This is a genomic window from Catenovulum sediminis, from assembly GCF_007289895.1.
In the GTDB taxonomy this organism is placed as follows: domain Bacteria; phylum Pseudomonadota; class Gammaproteobacteria; order Enterobacterales; family Alteromonadaceae; genus Catenovulum; species Catenovulum sediminis.
In genome coordinates this window covers 367,163-385,583 of the sequence record NZ_CP041661.1, presented here as the reverse complement: position 1 = coordinate 385,583, position 18,421 = coordinate 367,163, and the positions used below count along the sequence as shown (strand labels likewise).

General features: G+C 41.9%; 11 protein-coding genes and 1 pseudogene. 2 read left to right on the top strand and 10 right to left on the bottom strand.

Translation table 11 applies throughout. From position 1 onward, the window contains the following. Positions 1-9 precede the first annotated feature (9 nt). From FNT16_RS18990 to FNT16_RS18945, 10 genes and pseudogenes are all read right to left on the bottom strand, one after another. Entirely contained in the window at positions 10-1,536 is a 1,527-nt protein-coding gene (locus FNT16_RS18990) for a tryptophan halogenase family protein (protein ID WP_143873474.1), read from the bottom strand. Positions 1,537-1,748: 212 nt separating this feature from the next. Beyond that, positions 1,749-2,168 (bottom strand): hypothetical protein, encoded by a 420-nt coding sequence (locus FNT16_RS18985; protein WP_143873472.1) that lies wholly within the window; start codon positions 2,166-2,168, stop codon positions 1,749-1,751. 150 nt (positions 2,169-2,318) lie between these two features. Further along, positions 2,319-2,972 carry a cytochrome b/b6 domain-containing protein gene (locus tag FNT16_RS18980; protein ID WP_143873469.1) on the bottom strand — a complete coding sequence of 218 codons (654 nt, stop codon included), beginning with the start codon at positions 2,970-2,972 and terminating at the stop codon, positions 2,319-2,321. Further along, complete coding sequence (locus FNT16_RS18975; RefSeq protein ID WP_143873467.1) at positions 2,959-3,885, bottom strand: c-type cytochrome domain-containing protein; 927 nt, start codon at positions 3,883-3,885, stop codon at positions 2,959-2,961. Before FNT16_RS18975 ends, FNT16_RS18980 begins: the two co-directional genes overlap by 14 nt. A gap of 11 nt (positions 3,886-3,896) precedes the next feature. After that, a pseudogene (locus FNT16_RS18970) lies at positions 3,897-5,155 on the bottom strand (DUF1501 domain-containing protein). A 222-nt stretch (positions 5,156-5,377) separates the two neighbouring features. After that, the gene (locus FNT16_RS18965) at positions 5,378-8,410 is read right to left on the bottom strand and encodes a PSD1 and planctomycete cytochrome C domain-containing protein (protein WP_143873465.1); all 3,033 of its coding nucleotides are present in this window, start codon (positions 8,408-8,410) and stop codon (positions 5,378-5,380) included. Between the two features lie 4 nt (positions 8,411-8,414). Then, on the bottom strand, positions 8,415-9,443 hold the full coding sequence (locus tag FNT16_RS18960) for an NHL repeat-containing protein (protein ID WP_185976812.1): 1,029 nt from the start codon (positions 9,441-9,443) through the stop codon (positions 8,415-8,417). Positions 9,444-9,570: 127 nt separating this feature from the next. Continuing rightward, positions 9,571-10,935 (bottom strand): helix-turn-helix domain-containing protein, encoded by a 1,365-nt coding sequence (locus FNT16_RS18955; RefSeq protein WP_246072590.1) that lies wholly within the window; start codon positions 10,933-10,935, stop codon positions 9,571-9,573. A 29-nt stretch (positions 10,936-10,964) separates the two neighbouring features. Continuing rightward, positions 10,965-11,897 (bottom strand): 3-keto-disaccharide hydrolase, encoded by a 933-nt coding sequence (locus FNT16_RS18950; RefSeq protein ID WP_246072588.1) that lies wholly within the window; start codon positions 11,895-11,897, stop codon positions 10,965-10,967. Positions 11,898-11,933: 36 nt separating this feature from the next. Beyond that, entirely contained in the window at positions 11,934-14,552 is a 2,619-nt protein-coding gene (locus tag FNT16_RS18945) for a glycoside hydrolase family 2 protein (protein WP_143873463.1), read from the bottom strand. A 180-nt stretch (positions 14,553-14,732) separates the two neighbouring features. Here FNT16_RS18945 and FNT16_RS18940 point away from each other — a divergent pair, with 180 nt between their 5' ends. Together FNT16_RS18940 and FNT16_RS18935 are read left to right on the top strand one after the other, a co-directional pair. After that, the gene (locus FNT16_RS18940) at positions 14,733-17,897 is read left to right on the top strand and encodes an Ig-like domain-containing protein (RefSeq protein WP_143873461.1); all 3,165 of its coding nucleotides are present in this window, start codon (positions 14,733-14,735) and stop codon (positions 17,895-17,897) included. A gap of 302 nt (positions 17,898-18,199) precedes the next feature. Next, entirely contained in the window at positions 18,200-18,415 is a 216-nt protein-coding gene (locus FNT16_RS18935) for a helix-turn-helix domain-containing protein (protein ID WP_143873459.1), read from the top strand. The last annotated feature ends 6 nt before the right edge of the window (positions 18,416-18,421 follow it).

Below are 18,421 nucleotides of genomic sequence, written 5' to 3'. Positions count from 1 at the left end.
TTGTTGGGGTTAACGACTAAAAGGAAAAAAGTTTGCGTAGGATTTTAATCTAGTACGTATATTATTAAGCTCACGATCAGCTTGCTCATGAACTTGTGCTGTCGATGAATTAATATTTGGAAATATTCCCATCCCGGCTAATAACACATACCAAGACATAGAAGAATAATATTGAGTGACTTGCTGTCTATGTAATTCTTGGTCTAGGTCGCCACCGCTGCACCAGACTTCCATCGCCGCTTGTAAACGATCAGAAAGTTTTATGTCATGACGGCATGCTCGCCAATAAGCAGAATCATTTCGACTGTTAGTTAGGTAATGCAACACAATATAATCACGAATATGTTCAAACATATGATTAACTCCGTGATTGTAAAAATCTTGATGTTTGTTTGTAAAACTTCCCTGTTTATATTGCTCAATAAATTGCTCGATAGACAACTGTACTATATGTAAGGCGGTGGCTTCTAAAGGCTCTATAAATCCTTGGGATAAACCAATAGCCACACAGTTTTTATGCCAGTGCTTATCTAAACGCCCTACTTTCATTTTAATATGTCTAACTTCAACATTGGCATTTGTTAAATTGATGGCTTGTTTTAACTCTTGCTCAGCCTGCTCTGCATTTATAAAATCAGAGCTATAAACGTATCCATTACCTGTTCTTGAGGTTAATGGGATATCCCAACGCCAGCCGGCAGTCATTGCGGTAGATATTGTTTGCGGGCTGTAACTATTTTTAGCTTCACTTGCTACCGTTACGGCGGCATCATTAAATAAATTATCCTTAAAGGAGGTAAATGGAACCTTTAGCGCTTTTTCAATAAGTAAGCTTTTGAATCCAGTACAATCTATAAATATATCAGCCTTTAGCTCTCTACCAGATGCCGTCATTATTGAGGCGATATCACCACTTAAACTCAAATTAACGTCAATCACATCGTCAATCAAATGCTGTACACCTAGTTTAATTGCTCGTTTTTTTAAATATTCACCTAACTTTCCAGCATTAAAGTGATAAGCATAAATGGAGTTAACATGACTTGGTTGAGTGGATATTGGCAGTCGTCTTTGCCGAATAAGCTCAGATTGTAAAAAATATTGATCAGGATGTGACTCTACTCGAAAATTTTTATGTCGCAAATGAGTAACTTGCCGAAAAATGTCATAGCTTTCTGGATCAATAGAGCTCGTAAAAGGATGAAAATATTGCGTGAATCCTTTACGGGTTGACCAATCTTTAAAAGTAATTCCACTTTTAAAAGTAGCATCACACTTAGACATCCACTCTTTCTCATCAATACCTAATGTCTGAAAGAACTGCTTAATATAAGGTGTTGAACCCTCGCCAACGCCAACGGTAGCAATGTTATCCGATTCAAGCAAAGCAATGTTAAAGCCCTGTGAACTCAAGTGATGCTGTAAAAGACTCGCGGCCATCCAACCCGCAGTACCACCGCCTACTATCAATATTTGCTTTTTGTACTGATTTTGATTCATATATTCATAATATTGACTACAATAAATTGTACTCAATCATACCCCTTTCTAACATCTTTTAACAATATGCATTTGAAGTTAATGACGAAGTGGTTGCAGTAATGAGGCGTAGAAAAGAGCTCGCTGCTAAGTTTAAATCTATATAACAAACCCGCATTAAAGAGCGATGCAATCTCTGACTCGGGACATTAGACTTATTGCTGTCTGATCACATCGCTGTTTTTAATGGTCTTAATCGATAATGCCTATTACCAATTTACGATTACTGTGGTTTCTGCAATTAAACCAGAGCCGTATGAATCGTTGGTATAGGCTTCAACACCCATATAAAAAGTAGATCCGTCACTGGTAAACGTCTGTACCTGTGTATTAGTTTTGTCAGTATAATCAACTGTTCTAACATCGTATCCAGTTACCCCTGCCTGATTACCTCCGGCCCAACCATTTGCAAAACATATATCATTTTGATTATTACCACCCGGCTTGCTACAACTTGTAATAACGGTAATTGTAACTGTTTCTCCTGCCGGGATTGTTAACTCTGGGTAGCTCGTCTTATTTTCATTGGGGTATGCCGTTACGCTATAAGTTTGACTACCTGCAAAGGCAAAGCTAGATACTGCACAAAGAGTGAGAAAAGAGATTAACTTTGTGGGTTTGTTTAACATTTTATTTCCTTATTTATAGGCGAGTTTTACGGACCATTATTTTATGAGATTAAATAATGGCTATGACACTATTGTCATCAATAAAAGGTAGGTTGTGTTAAGTTTATTGTCAACTATTTTGGGGTGTTGTTTTTAGTGAATTTACCGCACCTACAAAAAAACGATAATACAAACAATTAACGCTGAAAACACAAGTAGTGAGATTGCGCGGATGTTCGATTTAAAGTTCAGGGATTGCCAGTTTGGCGCTTGAATATTTGGTTTTTTACCACTAAACATTGCCTGTACTAACTTTTCTCGTTTTACCAGTTGGTAAAAAAAGACAGCAACCAGATGCAACCAAACTGCGCTTAAAATGATGTAAAAATTCCATCCATGCCATTGGGTGAGTTGGTCGGATAATGTTTTGTTGATGAAGTCAGCAAATGGTCCGCTGAAACCTAAATCGTTATTGGCCAATAAACCGCTGATGATTTGCCAAAACAACAAAGCTAACATGCATACCACCATCCAGCCGCCTGCCGGGTTGTGTCCTGCGTGAGCGGGTGCTTTGAGCTGCAGCGAGTTTTTCAGATATTTTAATGCCGTTATGGGCGAACATAAAAACGCAGTAAAATGAGCAGTTGTTGAACCCCAAAAGCCCCATAAAACACGGAAAATTAATAATACCGACAAGCAATAGCCAATGACAGCATGAGCTTGCATCCAACCATACTCAATGGTCAGCCAAGCACCGGTGAAACCGGCCAATAACAACCAATGAAATGCCCTGATCCAAAAATCCCAGACTTTAACTGTTTTCATAATATACGCTCTCTAAAATAATCCCGGCTTGCTGAAATTTTTGCAGGTCTAATTCTTGTAACAATCTTTCGCTGACTAAAATGCGTTTAAGCATGGGTAAATGGATGAGTTGTTGGATTGATGGTGCACTTAACGCGGTGCCTGATATATTGATGTAAGTAAGTGATCGCATGTTTAATATATACGGTAAAGACTGATCGGTTACCGGAGCATTGCGCAAATTCAAACGCGCGACAACAGGTAAAACCCGATCCAACTCGGTAAATGATTGGTCGGTCATCGCAGGCGCAGAGGAGATATGTGTTATCTCAATTAAATGAGAGGTTCGCGCCAAATACTGAACGTTTAAAGGATATTTTTTCTGTAATTTAGCAACCTGTTTTGCAAATGGCGCGCGCTTTTTTGCGATCTGCTCGGGCTGATAGGGGTTTAATTCTATGATTTTTTGTTTTTCCGGCGCGGTCGCAAAGGCCGCACGGGTTAACGAACCAGAAGCGCCTTTATCCAGCCACATCTGAATAACTTTCAGCTCATCTTTAGTTTGGCGTTTACGGCCTAGAGGCGGCATAGCTAATCGATTATCTGCCGGTAATTGCATGCGTGCTAACAATAGGCTGGTTGTGCTATTTTTGCCTAAAACATCACCACTACGACCACCAAATACAGCTTGTCTGAAGCTATCCAGCCGCAGTTTACCTTTGGCTTTGTTTTCATTGTGACAATCTACACAATAGCGTACAAAAATTTCGTCTACTCTGTGTTGATAAAATGAATCTGGTGTTGCTTGTAGTTTTGCCTGACCAAACAAGGTTTCTTTTGTCCATTGCAGCCCAGCGGGTTGTTGGCTGATGATGACACTCAACAAAAGCAGCGATAGGAAGGCGACAATTGTAAAATATCTTTTGCGGGTCATATCCACTCCCCTTATGCCAGTAGCTCAGAGATAATATGAGCTTCATTTACCCCTGTCAGCTTTTGATTAAGCCCTTGATAGCGGTAATTTAAATCGTGATGATTAAAACCCAGTAAATACAGTAGCGTGGCATGAAAATCGTGAATACTGACCGGGTCTTTAACTATCTCGTAACCCATATCATCGGTTTCTCCATGCGTGTAACCCGCCTTAACACCAGCACCTGCCATCCACATGGTATAAGCATTGGGATGGTGATCCCGGCCTGCGAAAACGTTGTTTACACCCCCTCGGTTTTCCTGCATCGGTGTGCGGCCAAACTCTCCCCCCAAATAACCAGTGTATCTTCGAATAATCCTCTTGCTTTTAAATCATCCAATAAAGCGGATATTGGCTGGTCTATTTGACGGCACTTATCAACAAAGCCGTGATCGAGCGCTTCATTTTTGTTACTGCCGTGTGAGTCCCAGCCATAATCGAATAGTTGAATAAAACGTACATCTTTTTCCGCCAACCGCCGCGCCAATAAACAATTGTTGGCAAAACTGGGTTGACCCGGTTGCGCGCCATAAGCAGCGAGTGTTTTTGCCGACTCTTGCTCGATGGCAAATGCATCTGAAGCCTCTAGCTGCATCCGATATGCCATTTCATATTGGGCAATCCGGGTTAAGGTTTCCGGGTCACCTTCTGTTTGATATTGCTGTTGATTCATTTGTTTTAAGCCATCCAGCACCAGTCTTCTCATTGATCGTGAAACATTTTCTGGGTTGCTTAAATATAATATTGGATCGCCTTGCGAACGGCAGCGTACACCTTGATAGGCACTGGGCAAAAAACCTGAACCCCACAGTTGTTTTCCACCATCCGGATCTCGACTACCGGAAACTAATACCATATAACCGGGTAAATTTTGATTCATGCTCCCCAAGCCATAAGTAGTCCATGCGCCGATAGACGGATGACCGGATAATGCATGGCCTGTATGTGCCAGTATCTGAGCTGGCGCATGATTAAATTGATCTGTGTGCATCGATTTTATAAAACACAGTTCGTCAGCGTGTTTGTGTAAATGCGGCAGCCGATCTGAAATCCAAGCGCCACTGTCACCATGTTGTTTAAATGAATACTGTGGCCCCAATAAACTGGGTCTGCCGGAAATAAAGGCAAATCGTTTACCTTCTAAAAAGGCATCTGGGCAGAGTTTGCCATCGTATTTAGCCAATTCGGGTTTGTAGTCAAACAACTCCAGTTGACTGGGTGCGCCCGCCATATGCATATAAATGACACGTTTTACTTTGCTTGGATACTGTGGTGGTAAAGGTGCAAGCGGCTGGCTCATCGGGCGGCTAAAGTCTAACTTATGTTCGCCGGCTAACAGTGCTGCCGGTGCCGCTGAGGCTAAAAAAGCACTGCTTAACAAACGTCCACTACCCTGTAAAAATTCACGTCTGGTTTGCTGCTGCAATTGTTGATATAAAAAATCTTTCATCATTTACCTCGTTAGCGCGGCATCTAGATTTAAAAGCAATGCACTGATTTGATTAAACGCTGTTTGCTGATCTGACTCGCTTTGTATGTTTGCAAAGGTTTGTTTTAGTTGAGTCAGCGCTTGTGACGTGGGCGGTTGTGAGGTAACGCGTAAAAATGCGTTTTTAAGCGCTTCATCCAGCTGATTGCTTGAGACATAATCTTGCGCAATTAATTTGCCTAGCGCTTCACTGGCCTCCACATAAACCGGATCATTTAAAGTTACCAGTGCTTGTAAAGGGGTGTTGGTTTGGATTCTTTTACCATGGCTAATTTCCCGCGTTTCCATGTCAAACGTTAAAAAGCTCGGATAGATATAAGCGCGTTTAATAAATGTATAAATGGCTCTGCGGTAACGGTTTTCGCCCTGTGCTTCTTGCCAGTCTCTGATAATGCGTCCTTTTCGTCCCCAGATCCCTTGCGGTTGTGGCGGCATAACAGGTTCGCCAGCTAACTTTTGGGTTAACAACCCACTGACAAACAGCGCTTGATCGCGCACCATTTCGGCACTTAAACGCCTTGTATTGGCTCGAGATAACAAGCGGTTTTGCGGATCGAGATTGGCTTGTTCGGCATGGCTAGCGGATGTTTGTCGATAGGTTTCACTCATGACCATAAGTTTGAGTAATTTTTTTATATCCCACTGATAATCTTGCTGAAATGTAACGGCCAGCCAGTCAAGTAATTTTGGGTGCGAAGGTAATTCGCCGGCACTGCCAAAATCACCGATTGTATCTACTAAACCCCGACCAAATAACTGCTGCCAAAAATGATTGACCGCGACTCTGGCAGTCAGTGGTTGATCGTCTCTAAAAAACCATTTGGCTAAGGTGAGGCGGTTTGCTTTTGATTGCACAGGCATTGGCGGTAATAACGCAGGTGTGTGCGGTTTTAATAATGGACCTTGTTTAGCTAAAAAATTACCTCGCGAAAATAAAGCGGTTCCCCGTTGATTGTACGGATCTTGTTCAAGCATAACTGGCAGCGCTATGCTGCTGATGTCAGCAAGCTTTTGGCTGAGTGTTTGATACTCTGCAATCAGGTTGGTACGCTCTTCACTGTCCGCATAGTGATGCCAGATTTCATCTGCTGTTATTTCAACTTTAAAGCGTTGCAATTCAGATGGCATACCTTCGTTTAAATTTCTAAGCTGATATTGTTTTAATACGATTTTTAGATTGTCGTCTGGCTTTAACCTAAGCGGTGTGTGCAGTACGGCGACCGTTGAAAGTGGCGCAAAAAGACGGTGGCTAAAGAGCCCGCCTGCCGCATCTATATTGGCATTTTTGGCCAGACGTTTAAGCTGCTCGTCTAGCGCTTCACCGTGCAAAGTAAAATAATCTTTGATCTGGAGTTTTTCCAAAGTGCCATTTGCATGATGTTTATAAATTTCGATATCGTCTATCGAAACTGCAAATTCAGGTGTATGTATGGCTTTCTGCGCGTTAACGGGTAGTGCTGTTAACTTGATAGCCGTGATAGCGCCGATTACCTGATCAGGTGGCACTTTTTCTGAGTCTAAGCTAATTTGTGTTTTTTGTGCAAAGTCATCCGTATGATGTAATTCATCGTTTTTAATGTGCAGTTTTTCTGGTTTGTATTGATTTTCAAGCAAAGATTGCAGGGTTTGCTGATATCGTTTGAGTGCGTACTTTGCATGATTCAATCGTGGTTTTTGTTTCTGCGGGTCTAAATTTTTAATCTGTTGTTCCGTCTTGGCAATAAGGTCTTCCAGCGCTGTTTTTTGATCATGACTGGCTGAAACAATTGCCAGTTTTAACCAGTCACCAGTTTGTTTGCTGAGCTGGTGGGTCGTGTTAATGGTTGTGTCTCTGATTGTTTGCATTTTCATTTGCAGTTCAAATGCTGTTTGTCGCAACTGTGTCTCTTTCGGGAGCATTAGGTGCGGGGCATCGCTGCGATAATCTGCATCTAAACTGGTGTTGAAAAAAGCGTAAGATTTATAGTATTCATCATGCTCTATCGGATCGTACGGGTGCGAATGACATTGCACACATTCCATTGTGATACCGTTAATTGCCCGCCAGCTTGTTGCGACTCTGTCCATCACCGCAATCACTCTAAATTCTTCATCGTCTGTGCCACCTTCGCTATTGATTGGGGTTTGACGGTGAAAGCTAGTCGCTATTAGATCATCTACGGATTTATCATCAAGCAAATCGCCGGCAAGTTGTTTGGTGATAAAGTCGTTATAGGGCATGTTTTGATTAAATGCTTTGATCACCCAATCGCGATACGGCCAACTGGCTCGGTATTCATCCCGGGTGTATCCTTGGCTGTCTGCATATCTTGCTAAATCTAGCCACATGGCTGCCCAGCGCTCACCAAATTGCTCAGATGCCAATAATCGGTCAACTTGTTTTTCGTATGCATCGTCAGAATTGTCGTGAATAAACTGCCTGATTTCGTCCAAGCTGGGCGGTAGTCCGGTTAAATCTAAACTGAGTCGTCTTAATTGCCGGTATTTATCGGCGCGTGGACTGATACTGAATGCATTGGACTTTAACCGTTGTTGAACAAACTGATCAATTGGATTGAGCTGCTGTGCCACTGCAAGCGGCAATGGTGGTTTTTGTGGTGCTTTAAAGGCCCAGTGTGTTTCCCATTTTGCGCCTTCACGGATCCATTGACGCAACTTGGCAATTTTCTCTTTCGCTAGAGGGGGCGCATTGTATGGCATTCTCAGGTTTTCATCCTGAGTTTCAATACGCGCAATCAGTTCTGAACCAGCCGGGTCGCCCGGTTTAATGGTCAAACGGCCCGAATGCCCCCGCCCATACGCCTCTTTTTGATAGACAAAAGACACCCCTGCTTGTTTGCTGACTCCACCATGACAGCCCGTGCAGTGTTCAGTTAAGATTGGTCGGATATCTCGGTTAAAACTGATTTCTGGTTTTTCTTTGTTTGACGTTGCAGGCTGACATGCCTGCATTAAAGCACAGATGAAGGGTAATAAAATAAAGCGTAGTGGCTGCATTAGATTACTCCATGTCGCTAAGTTCAAAGCGTAAAATGCGACCCCACTTGTTATATTCAGTGATATATAGATTGCCGTTTTGGTCAAAACTAATGCCGTGCGGCGCGGTAAATACACCGGCTCGCCATTTTTCCGGAGGCGTTTTGTTTTTATCGGTTTCAGCCCGGTTGTCATTGGTGCCAATATGGCGCACGACCTTACCTTGTTTATCTAAAATAGTGACACGGCCCGATATTTCAGCAACGGCTGCAAAATCGTGGTAAAAGTCAATTGCACTCAGCCGGCGCAAGTTAGCGGCATACTCTGCGATAAATTCACCCGTTAATTTTAAATGCACTAACCTATGGTTGGCTCGGTCTGCGCAAATGATGCGGTTAGGTTGATATCTTGGGTCGATATAAATCTTATGGCAGTTGTTAAATTGCCACGGGGCTTGCCGGCCACCAAAGGTTTTAAGGTATTTTCCGTTAGCTGAAAATTGATGAATGTAATCTAAACCATAACCGTCAACAACAAACAGATCGCCCGCGTTATTGACCGCAGTAGCGGTTAAACGTATCGGTGGTGGAGTCCAACCGCGTGCGTTAGCAACCGCTTTTTTGTGATATTTTTTGGGGATTTGTATCAAGGCATCAATATTTAAAATTCGTTCACCATTTAATCGCATTTTAAATATCTTGTGGCCAGACATTTCAGCACCGTAGATAAACTCTTCACCGCTTTTATCCGACTGGATGATAAAACCGTGGATATCATTGGGTGCATTTGGCACATTGCGCAAAAATTCACCCTGCGGATTGTAAACCTGAATTCCGCCTTTGGGCCCTATTACGCTCACGTAAACATCACCGTTGGCGGCGACGTCAATGCCACCGTGAGAATTGCCTATTTTACGACTACCATCCGCCAATAAAGACCAGTTATCAGAGCTGTTAAATTGATAGTGTTTGGCATGTGAAATATCTTCGTGCGCTTGGCAAAAATTCAGCAAAGCCGAAATAAAACAGAGTGAAATACAAATCTTTTGTATCATGCGTAGATGCCTTTTATCGGTAAGATTATAAAAAGCTTACCCAAGGCGGTTGGCCTGCACCTCTAAAATATCAACCAATCTACTTTAAAATAACAACATGATGTTAATTTTAATAAATATCAATCACTTAGTTTTCGCTTGATGGTGGTTGTAGTGTGCTTTTGTATTGGCCCGGTGTACAGCCAACTTGTTTTTTAAAGACCGTATTAAAGTAGTTTGAGTTGTTAAAACCAGCGGCGAAGGCGGTTTCTGTCACTGATAATTGTTTTAATAAATGTTTGGATTTTTCGATTCGTATTTGTGCCAAATACTGATTGACGGTTTGCCCGACGTGTTCTTTAAAAATCCGCATCAGATGGCCTTTGCTTAAACCAACCTGTTTCGCTATGGTGTCGATATCTAGATTGTCCTGACAATGATGCAACATATAATCTTTTGCTTGTTCAATTTGTGCCAAATTACGTTTGATTGGCATATCCGCAATTAAATTTGAAAATTGTGCCGCTTCTTTTGCCACTAGTTGGCTAACATCATGAATATTTTGGCTTTCATCAATCGCATTATTTTGTTGTTTGTGGCGCGACAGCAAGCTTGCAGAGTCGCCGCCTGCTTCTATGGTTGAATCGGTCAGTCGATTTAAAATATCTCGCACGCGCATTTTATAAAGTTCTAAATCGCCCTCAGAGGTTTTTTCAAGACGAGAAAGCAATTGAGCTATTTCCTGATTTTTGGCCGCTGTGTTTTTTGCGCTCGAACCTGTTTTGATTTGATAGAACAGCTCGTCTTTTAACAGCGCAGCTTTGCCTTTGATACTGCGAATATTTTGAAATACCGCATAAGCCCAGCACAAAGCACAAAATACAGAGCCTGTATAATAAAACCCATAGTCGATAACATTGGCACTGCCTAAGAAAAACAGCAACGCAAAGCTTAAAGCGCCCGCGAGAAATAAATTTAAGTTGGATTTATGGCCAATGTATAAACTGCGTAACAGCAGCAAACTACAAGGGAGCACCAGTAAAATAAAGCCGGCCAAAGTTTGCAATTGATGAGCAGTGGTTAGATATTGGTTTGCCGGAATAATACTTAACCATTCGAATGCTTCTAAATTTCCGCGAAAAACAGCCATAAAATAGACATATCCCGCGCCTAGCAGGAGACCGGCCAAACAAGGAGGGAGCAACAAATATGCGTTTTTACGAAATCCGGCGTGCAAACTGGCACCGATAACCAAAGCGGGCATACCAATTGCGAACAATAAAAATACGCGGCTATATAACAGCCCTTGTGAGATGTCCGGTTCGGAAAAATGTTGTAATGAACGGCCAAATAAAAAATACGCTAAGCAACCGAGAAATATCACATAATATTGATATTCTCGGCTGATTTGTTTGCGTACCAAAACAAAATAGATCATCACTGAAAAGATAATCTGTGTTGAAATGACGGGCATCACTAAAAAGCGGAATAAAGCTTCACTATCTGAAAACATCAGGCACCTGAAACACTTTTTATCCAGCGCTAATTAAAGTAAGTTGCAAAGCGTTCAGGCATTTTTGTCATCGATCTTATTTTTATATCCTTGTATACAAGCTCAGCGCCTTCCGATTGCAATTGTAATTGACCTGATGTCAGAGGTTGATTGTTTTCATCTTTTAAATCTTGCACCACCATAACCACTTTGCCATTCGCAACAAAGACCGCTTTATCTGCAAACGCAAATAACTCAAGTGTATTCCATTCACCGTGGGGGTTATCTACTTCTGGAGAGGCACTGGCATAACCGACTGTACCTAGTTTGCCGTTTGCATCATATATGGGGCGATCGCCCTGCTCCGGCATTCGGTAACGTATTTTGCCAGTCACTCTTTTGTTGTGGTTACCTAATGGGATGTAATCACCTAAGTCAGTTTCTTGAATTTGGTATTCTTGACACAATTTCCACACGCGCCAAAATGCGCCATGCTCACCGCGGCAATGAAACAATAAACCACTGTCTCTTAATTTATTCAGGCGTGGCGCCCATTTTTTATCCCCCCAGCGCATTTTTAACGATAAGTGATAGTTTTCGTAATGGGCTTTGGTAGATAAGCCGCCATAAATTTCACCAGAAACGTGCAGTTCGGGCGTTCCGTTATTTTGTTTAAGCTGAAAGACGTTTTTTATGTCTTGGTTTAACCCTATCGCATCATTCGGAGCACCGTGCTGGCTAATGTGATCTTGTTGCAAGGTGCCTTCTGGCAAACCTTTTACACTTGAATGCGGAACCCCTATCCAAACTTCCCAATTGGTTAAGTCGTTTGTTAATAGCGGTTGCCACGCTTTGTTTAACTGTGTATTGCTACAAGCGGACAACAATAAAATCGCTGAAACCAACCACAGGTAACCCGCTACGGTATTTATTCTATTTTTTGTCATATTGTTAACTTTTAACTTGGCTTGTTTAGTCGCCATAGTGCCCTTTTTTTACATAGAAAACAACGCTTTCACTTATCTAAGTGAAAGCGTTATGGCGTCAGACTGGATTCTGTCACTCAGTGCTGTAACGGTCGTTTCGCCTTTTTTGAACTTGCTTTGCACAATCAATAAAGCGCGGCCATTATGGGTTTTTATCTGTGTGCTTAAATGGCGCTGGATGTTATTGCTGGCACCATTATCGACCCCCAGCAAACGCAATGTTTCTGGTATTTTAAATTGAATTATTGTGTCTTGGTGTTTGACTGGGTTGTTGTTTTTATCAAACAATTGCGCCGTTATGTGGGCGACTTGATAACCATCTGCGTTTAATTCTGTTTTGTCTGTCGTTAACTGAATGGATGCGGGTTGGGACGCGGTTTTTAATTGACGGCTGTAGCGCTTCCCATTTTTCCAAGCGGTTGCCGTTAAAGTCCCGGCTAAATACGGAACCGCCCACTTTAAAATGCGATCTGGATTGTCTGCTAATGTTTGTTTTCCCAAACTTTGACCGTTTAAACTCAGCTCTATTGCATCAAAATTGGTATAGGCCTCTACTGAAATCAGTTGATTATTTTGATAATTCCAGTGGTTGTTAACCTCACGCCAATACCACTTGCCTTTTTTCCAACTGCCTTTGACTTTTTCAACAACCTGCCCGTTTTCTAATTTATAAGCCGATTCTTTCATGGGTTTTGTCGTTAAATAAATATGCGGTTCATCATTCCACAGTGTTTTCATCATATGAAAACTAGGCTTTTCAAATGCGGCAAAATCTAACATGCCTGAATTTGTACCTTTTCTTGGCCACTTTCCACTTGCTTCACCTAAATAATCGATGCCCGTCCAAACGAAAATACCCGGTATGTAGTCTTTTTCTAACACGTGCTGCCATTCATGCCATTGCACCCAGTTTTCCGTGCCTAAAATCATTTTGTTCGGGTAATGATTGTGCCCGTATTCATATACAGATTGGCGGTAGCTGTAACCTATAACATCGAGTACTTCTGTGTAGCCTTCGACATGACTTGAAGAAGGGGTGACTAAATTTGCAGTGACCGGGCGGGTTAAATCCATTTCCCGGGTCCATTTTGCTAATTTAGCCGCTGTTTGTGCCAGCGATTTACCTTTTATAGGTTGCGCTTTTAATGCTTGTTTAATCTGCTCCGGCGTTCTGGGAGGCGCCGACCAGTAATAATTTAAGTCTTCCGGTTTATCTTTTGCCCAATAACCTGTTGCATTGGTTAATCTGGGGTAAGTCCATTCTATTTCATTACCGATACTCCACTGAAAAATAGAGGCATGATTTCTGTCTCGTTTTATCGTGTCTTTTAGATCGCTTTCGGCCCATTTTTCAAAATAATGACTGTAACTTTGAGTTTCGTGTTCAGCATTGCCAGATTGGTTAAAATTTTTGCGCTTGTCTTTGGGGTTATCCCATTCGTCAAATATTTCGTTTTGTACTAAAAAACCCATCTCATCGCAGAGTTCTAAAAAAGTTTTTGATGGCGCATTATGAGCCGTTCTAATTGCGTTCACGCCCGCTTCTTTTAACTTTGATAAACGGCGCTGCCATACACCTTTTGGTACGGCGGCCCCTACCAGCCCGGCATCGTGATGAAGATTAACCCCTTTTATCTTGATATTGCGTCCATTTAAATAAAAGCCGGTGTTTGCATCGTTTTTAAAATAACGAATACCAAAGCGGGTATTAATGCTGTCTAATAATTTATCACCTGCATAAATATCGGTTTTAGCGGTATACAGGTGTGGTTTGGCGATATCCCAAAGTTGGGGGTGTAGCACAGTTAAACTTCTTTCTGCTGTTGCGGTTTGATTGGCCTGTAGGTGAATGTCTGATAATTTTGAGGTGATTAATTTGCCTGTGGGGCCATATATTTGGCTTAGAATTTTCACCGTTTGTGGCAGGTTTTTACGGTTTTTAATTTCGGTTTTTAAGTTTACGACAGCCTGTTCGCCGGTGATTTTAGGCGTTGTCACATAATCACCCCAAATCGGAATATGAACTTCACTGCCAGTGATCAGTTTTACATTGCGGTAAATACCCGAGCCCGTATACCAGCGAGAATCGACATAACGGCTGCGATCAACTTCAACCGCCACTACATTCTGTCTTCCGTCGCGATATAAGTAAGGTGTTAAATCATAATGAAATGGTACGTATCCGTAAGGGCGATAGCCTAATAATTGGCCATTAATCCAAACTTTTGAATGGTTATAAATGCCATCAAATAAAATTTGTACTACCTCGGCTTGCGGAGTGCTAAACGACTTTCTGTACCAGCCTTTACCTGCAGGCAAATAGCCTGTCGCGCCTGATGTATTTTGCTGCGTATAGTCGGCTTCAATGCTCCAGTCGTGTGGCAGTCGTACCGGTTTCCACTGGCTGTCATCATAGTTGGGTAAAAATGCGTTTTGCGTTGCGACTTGGCTAAACTTCCAATCAAAATTGAAATCATGTGAGCGTGTTTGAGTCATCGCATTGTTGATTCGAGTCGCCGTTTTTGCAGTGTGCTCCGTGCTTCCAACACTACCAACGCTGCCAACGCCGCCACCACTGCATGCCGTCAACATAAAACTGACCAGTGTCATCAGCAATACACTTATTTGCTTTCGATAAATTGTATTAACCATTTTCAATCTTCACCTTCTTACGCAAGTTCAGCGTCATTTTAAAAACTTAAATAAAACAAAAAATTTACATCTTATGATTATTATGCGATTATTTTATTTATAAGTAAAACTATTAATTTATATTTAATTTTTAAATTGTTTAATTTGGTTTGAAATTTAAGCCATTCAAGGATTCACATCATGAAAAATAGTTATAAATTAAAACCACTGTTGTCGATATGCGTTGCGATGCAACTAATAGCCTGCGGTGGGAGTACAAATAGCGCTGCTAATGCACCAGAACAAACGCCAGCAGAAAATACTGCACCTACGCACAATGGTGATTTAACCTTGCAGTTTTCAACTCAAGATCCCGTACAGACCATTTCATTGTTATCCGGTGCGCAGGATGCACAAAACCATGATTTAACGGTTGTCGATGTTATTGCCGATAACAACAATCCGGCGGTTGGCATCGTTTTGTCGTCTGACAGTGTTGTGGTTACGCCAGCCGAACTGGCTGCTTTGTTAAATCCGGGCATGGCGCAAAAGATCAAATTTAGTTTTTACCTTTCAGATGGTGAGCTAAAGGTTGCACGCAAGTTAGAAATCACCATTCAAAAACCAATGGATGATTCGAATATAGACGTTGTCGAAATATCAGCGGCGCTAGATACCCAACAATATTATGAAAACTCGGGTACGTTAGCGCGTGATAAGTTTTTTAATATGCATGACAGCTTCACCAAAGGATATGAAGAGGACGTTGTAAAACGCTATGTTGATGAATTTAGAATGGGTCAGGGGCGTCAGTTCTGGTCTCCGATAGATGCAGCCAGACAGATTGCCGGTGAAAGTACGTACCCACAAACACAAGTTGCGATGCAGCAGGGGCCGAGCAATATTACTCATTATCATGCGAATCCGCTGACAAAATTAACCGGCCCGCAGAACCGAACTGTGATTACTTCGCACCCAAAAAACAATCTGAGTGTGGGTAATAATCCTATTGAAGGTGCTCGTTGGGCCGCTGATTATTTTGAATATTATTATGATGATGCATCACGTCCACTGATTTATGAACCGATGAATGAACCTTTCGTACACGCGTGGGAATACAAAGCTCAATACAATAATAGTGACGCAGAAACCCGACAGCATATGAGCAATTGGTTTAAAGAAATAGGTCAGGCTATTGATAACCGGCCCGCCCTTAAAAACTTAAATGTTGTGGGCTATTCTGCTGCTTGGCCGTCAATGGAATTGCCTTTTGATACGGGTGAATATTTTGCACACTGGCAAAGTCGGCAAAAAATGTTTATGGATACGGCTGGCGACCATATGGATGGCTTCTCAGTACACTTGTACGATGGCATCAATATTATAGACGACAGTGTGCCTGATGATGAAAGCGAGATCCGCCGCAGTGGCTCAAACGCGCAAGCGATTTTAGATTTAATTGAAACCTACTCGCACTACAAATGGGACAAGGTAAAACCGCATGCCATTACCGAATACGGCAATATAGTTGATCGGGCACCCGGTGAGCGGGCGTACGATGAAATTGTCAGCAGCCAAACAATACGTTCTATCAATAACATTTTAATGGAGCTACTGGCGCGCGAAGATCGTATTTTAACCTCTATTCCATTTATTACCGGATACACAACATGGTACTGGCAAGATACCAATGCAGGCAATGGCCACCCTTATGTGCCTTCTATGTGGCGGCCAGACAGAAACAAAATTCAACTCAATTCAACCAGTAACAGGTGGGAATTTATCAACCCCAATGATGAAAATAACTACCTGCTTAATATCAACCACCTTTTTTATGCATTTTGGAAAGACGTTGAAGGCCACAGAATATCGATATCTTCACCCGACCCAGATGTGCAAACGGCCGCTTATGTGCATCAAGACAAAGCTTACCTGATTATTAATAACCTAGAAGATGAAGTTAAAAATATTCGATTGAATATTCAATCTCTGGCTAACTATAATTTCGATTCAATTAAACTTGAACGGCTGACTGTGCCGGTAGACAGCGCAGCGACGCATACCAGTGAAAACTTATCTGTTTCTGAGGTTCTCCAAGGTGCATTAGATACAGGTAATAGCGCATTAACAGTTCAACTGGCTGTTGGTGAAACCATTAAATTTACACTCGATTTAGACAAAACATTTGCTATTGATAACACGCTGCAACGCAAAACTTACTATGCTAAGGAACATCTGCAAAAAATAACCGCAAATCAAGCACTGGTATTTAATATCGATAATGTGGCATTAACTGGTAAAGACCCGAAAAAATCGACCGCGCTTTTGCGTATGGGGATTGGCCGAGCTCACTCAAGTTCAAAACAACCCGTTATCACAGTAAATGGCAGTGCAGTCACTGTGCCTGACGATTGGGCCGGTTATGATCAGAAGAATCGTAAAGATGGATTTTTTGGTGCCATCGATATCCCAATACCCTACGCGTTACTGGCCAAAAACAACCAGATTAGTGTCACATTCTCTGACACGGGTGGAAAGGTCAGTTCAATGATATTAGAAGTCAATAATCACATTGATAATGTTGTTGTGACAGATATTCAAGTAAACGAAAATCAAGTTTTAAAGCTTGGGGAAACGTTTCAAGCCAGCAGCCAGGTTTTACCCGAGTATGCCCCCTATCCTTCTGTCAGCTGGAGCTCGTCTGACGAATCAGTTGTGGTGGTTGATAACGAAGGCATTTTAAGTGCGGTTAACGCAGGCACCGCACTGATTACCGCGACCAGTCACAACGGGCTCAGCGCCAGTTTTACATTAACGGTACCGCAAGCGGATAAAAATTTATTGGCAGATCTAAATTCCGGTTTTGAAAGTGGCCAGTTTTCGCCTTGGGGAAAATATTGGCAAACGGCTGACAGTACCCTTATCACTGTCAGTGAAAATGCGGCGAATGCGGGTACCTTTGGATTGCACCTGCAAATAACTGACGACAGCCAGCACAATGGCATTGCACTTGGTAAGGGTGTGCCACCACAAATATTTGGTGAAAACCAAAACCGGCAATTTAAGTTAAGTTTTGATGTGAAAATTAACGCGAGCGAGCAGCAAGTTTTGCCTATCAAATTTTTAATGGTGCCGCGCAATGATAGTACAGGTAAAGACGAATGGGATGCTAGAATTGAAAAAAGTTTGACGTTGAACACCGACAGCGCAAACGCGGCATCTAACCCGGCTCGTTGGCAAACAATTGAAGTTATTTTTGATGAAGCAAACTGGGATCAACACTTGGCCCGGTTAGAGCTTTATTTTGTAGCCGGCAGTGGGCAAATAGATGCATTTATCGACAATATTCGAATTGAAGTGATCTAACCTGTTTAGTTAAATATTGGGCATCGTAATGTGTTATTGATGTTATGTTAAATGCACTAGATGCCCTTTTTCGCGCAATATACGCATACAATGTGCACATACTCAGAGACAGCATTGAGCGAGAATTAGACACTTGACTAGACATTAAAGTTTTAAATATCCCACCATATAAATTTCAGTTGAACTCGAATTAGTTGCGAATAAATTAAGTCGTGATAAGGTAGTGATCTGACTAAACAGTGGCTTATCTTTATGACAAATAACTCAAAAAGTTGTTTCTATAGTAATTGTATGGAGAGAACATGATCCGCTGTCATCTAGCTCGATTAATGGGTGAACATAAAATGCGCATTAGTGATGTAATGCGGGAAACTGGCCTGAGTCGCAACACCCTTACATTGCTATACAAAGAAACAGCTCAAAAAGTAGATTTAGAAGCATTAGATAAGCTGTGTGATTTATTTAACTGTCCGTTAAGCGACATATTAGAAAAAATGCCAAGCGATAGCCAAAGCTAAAAGCCT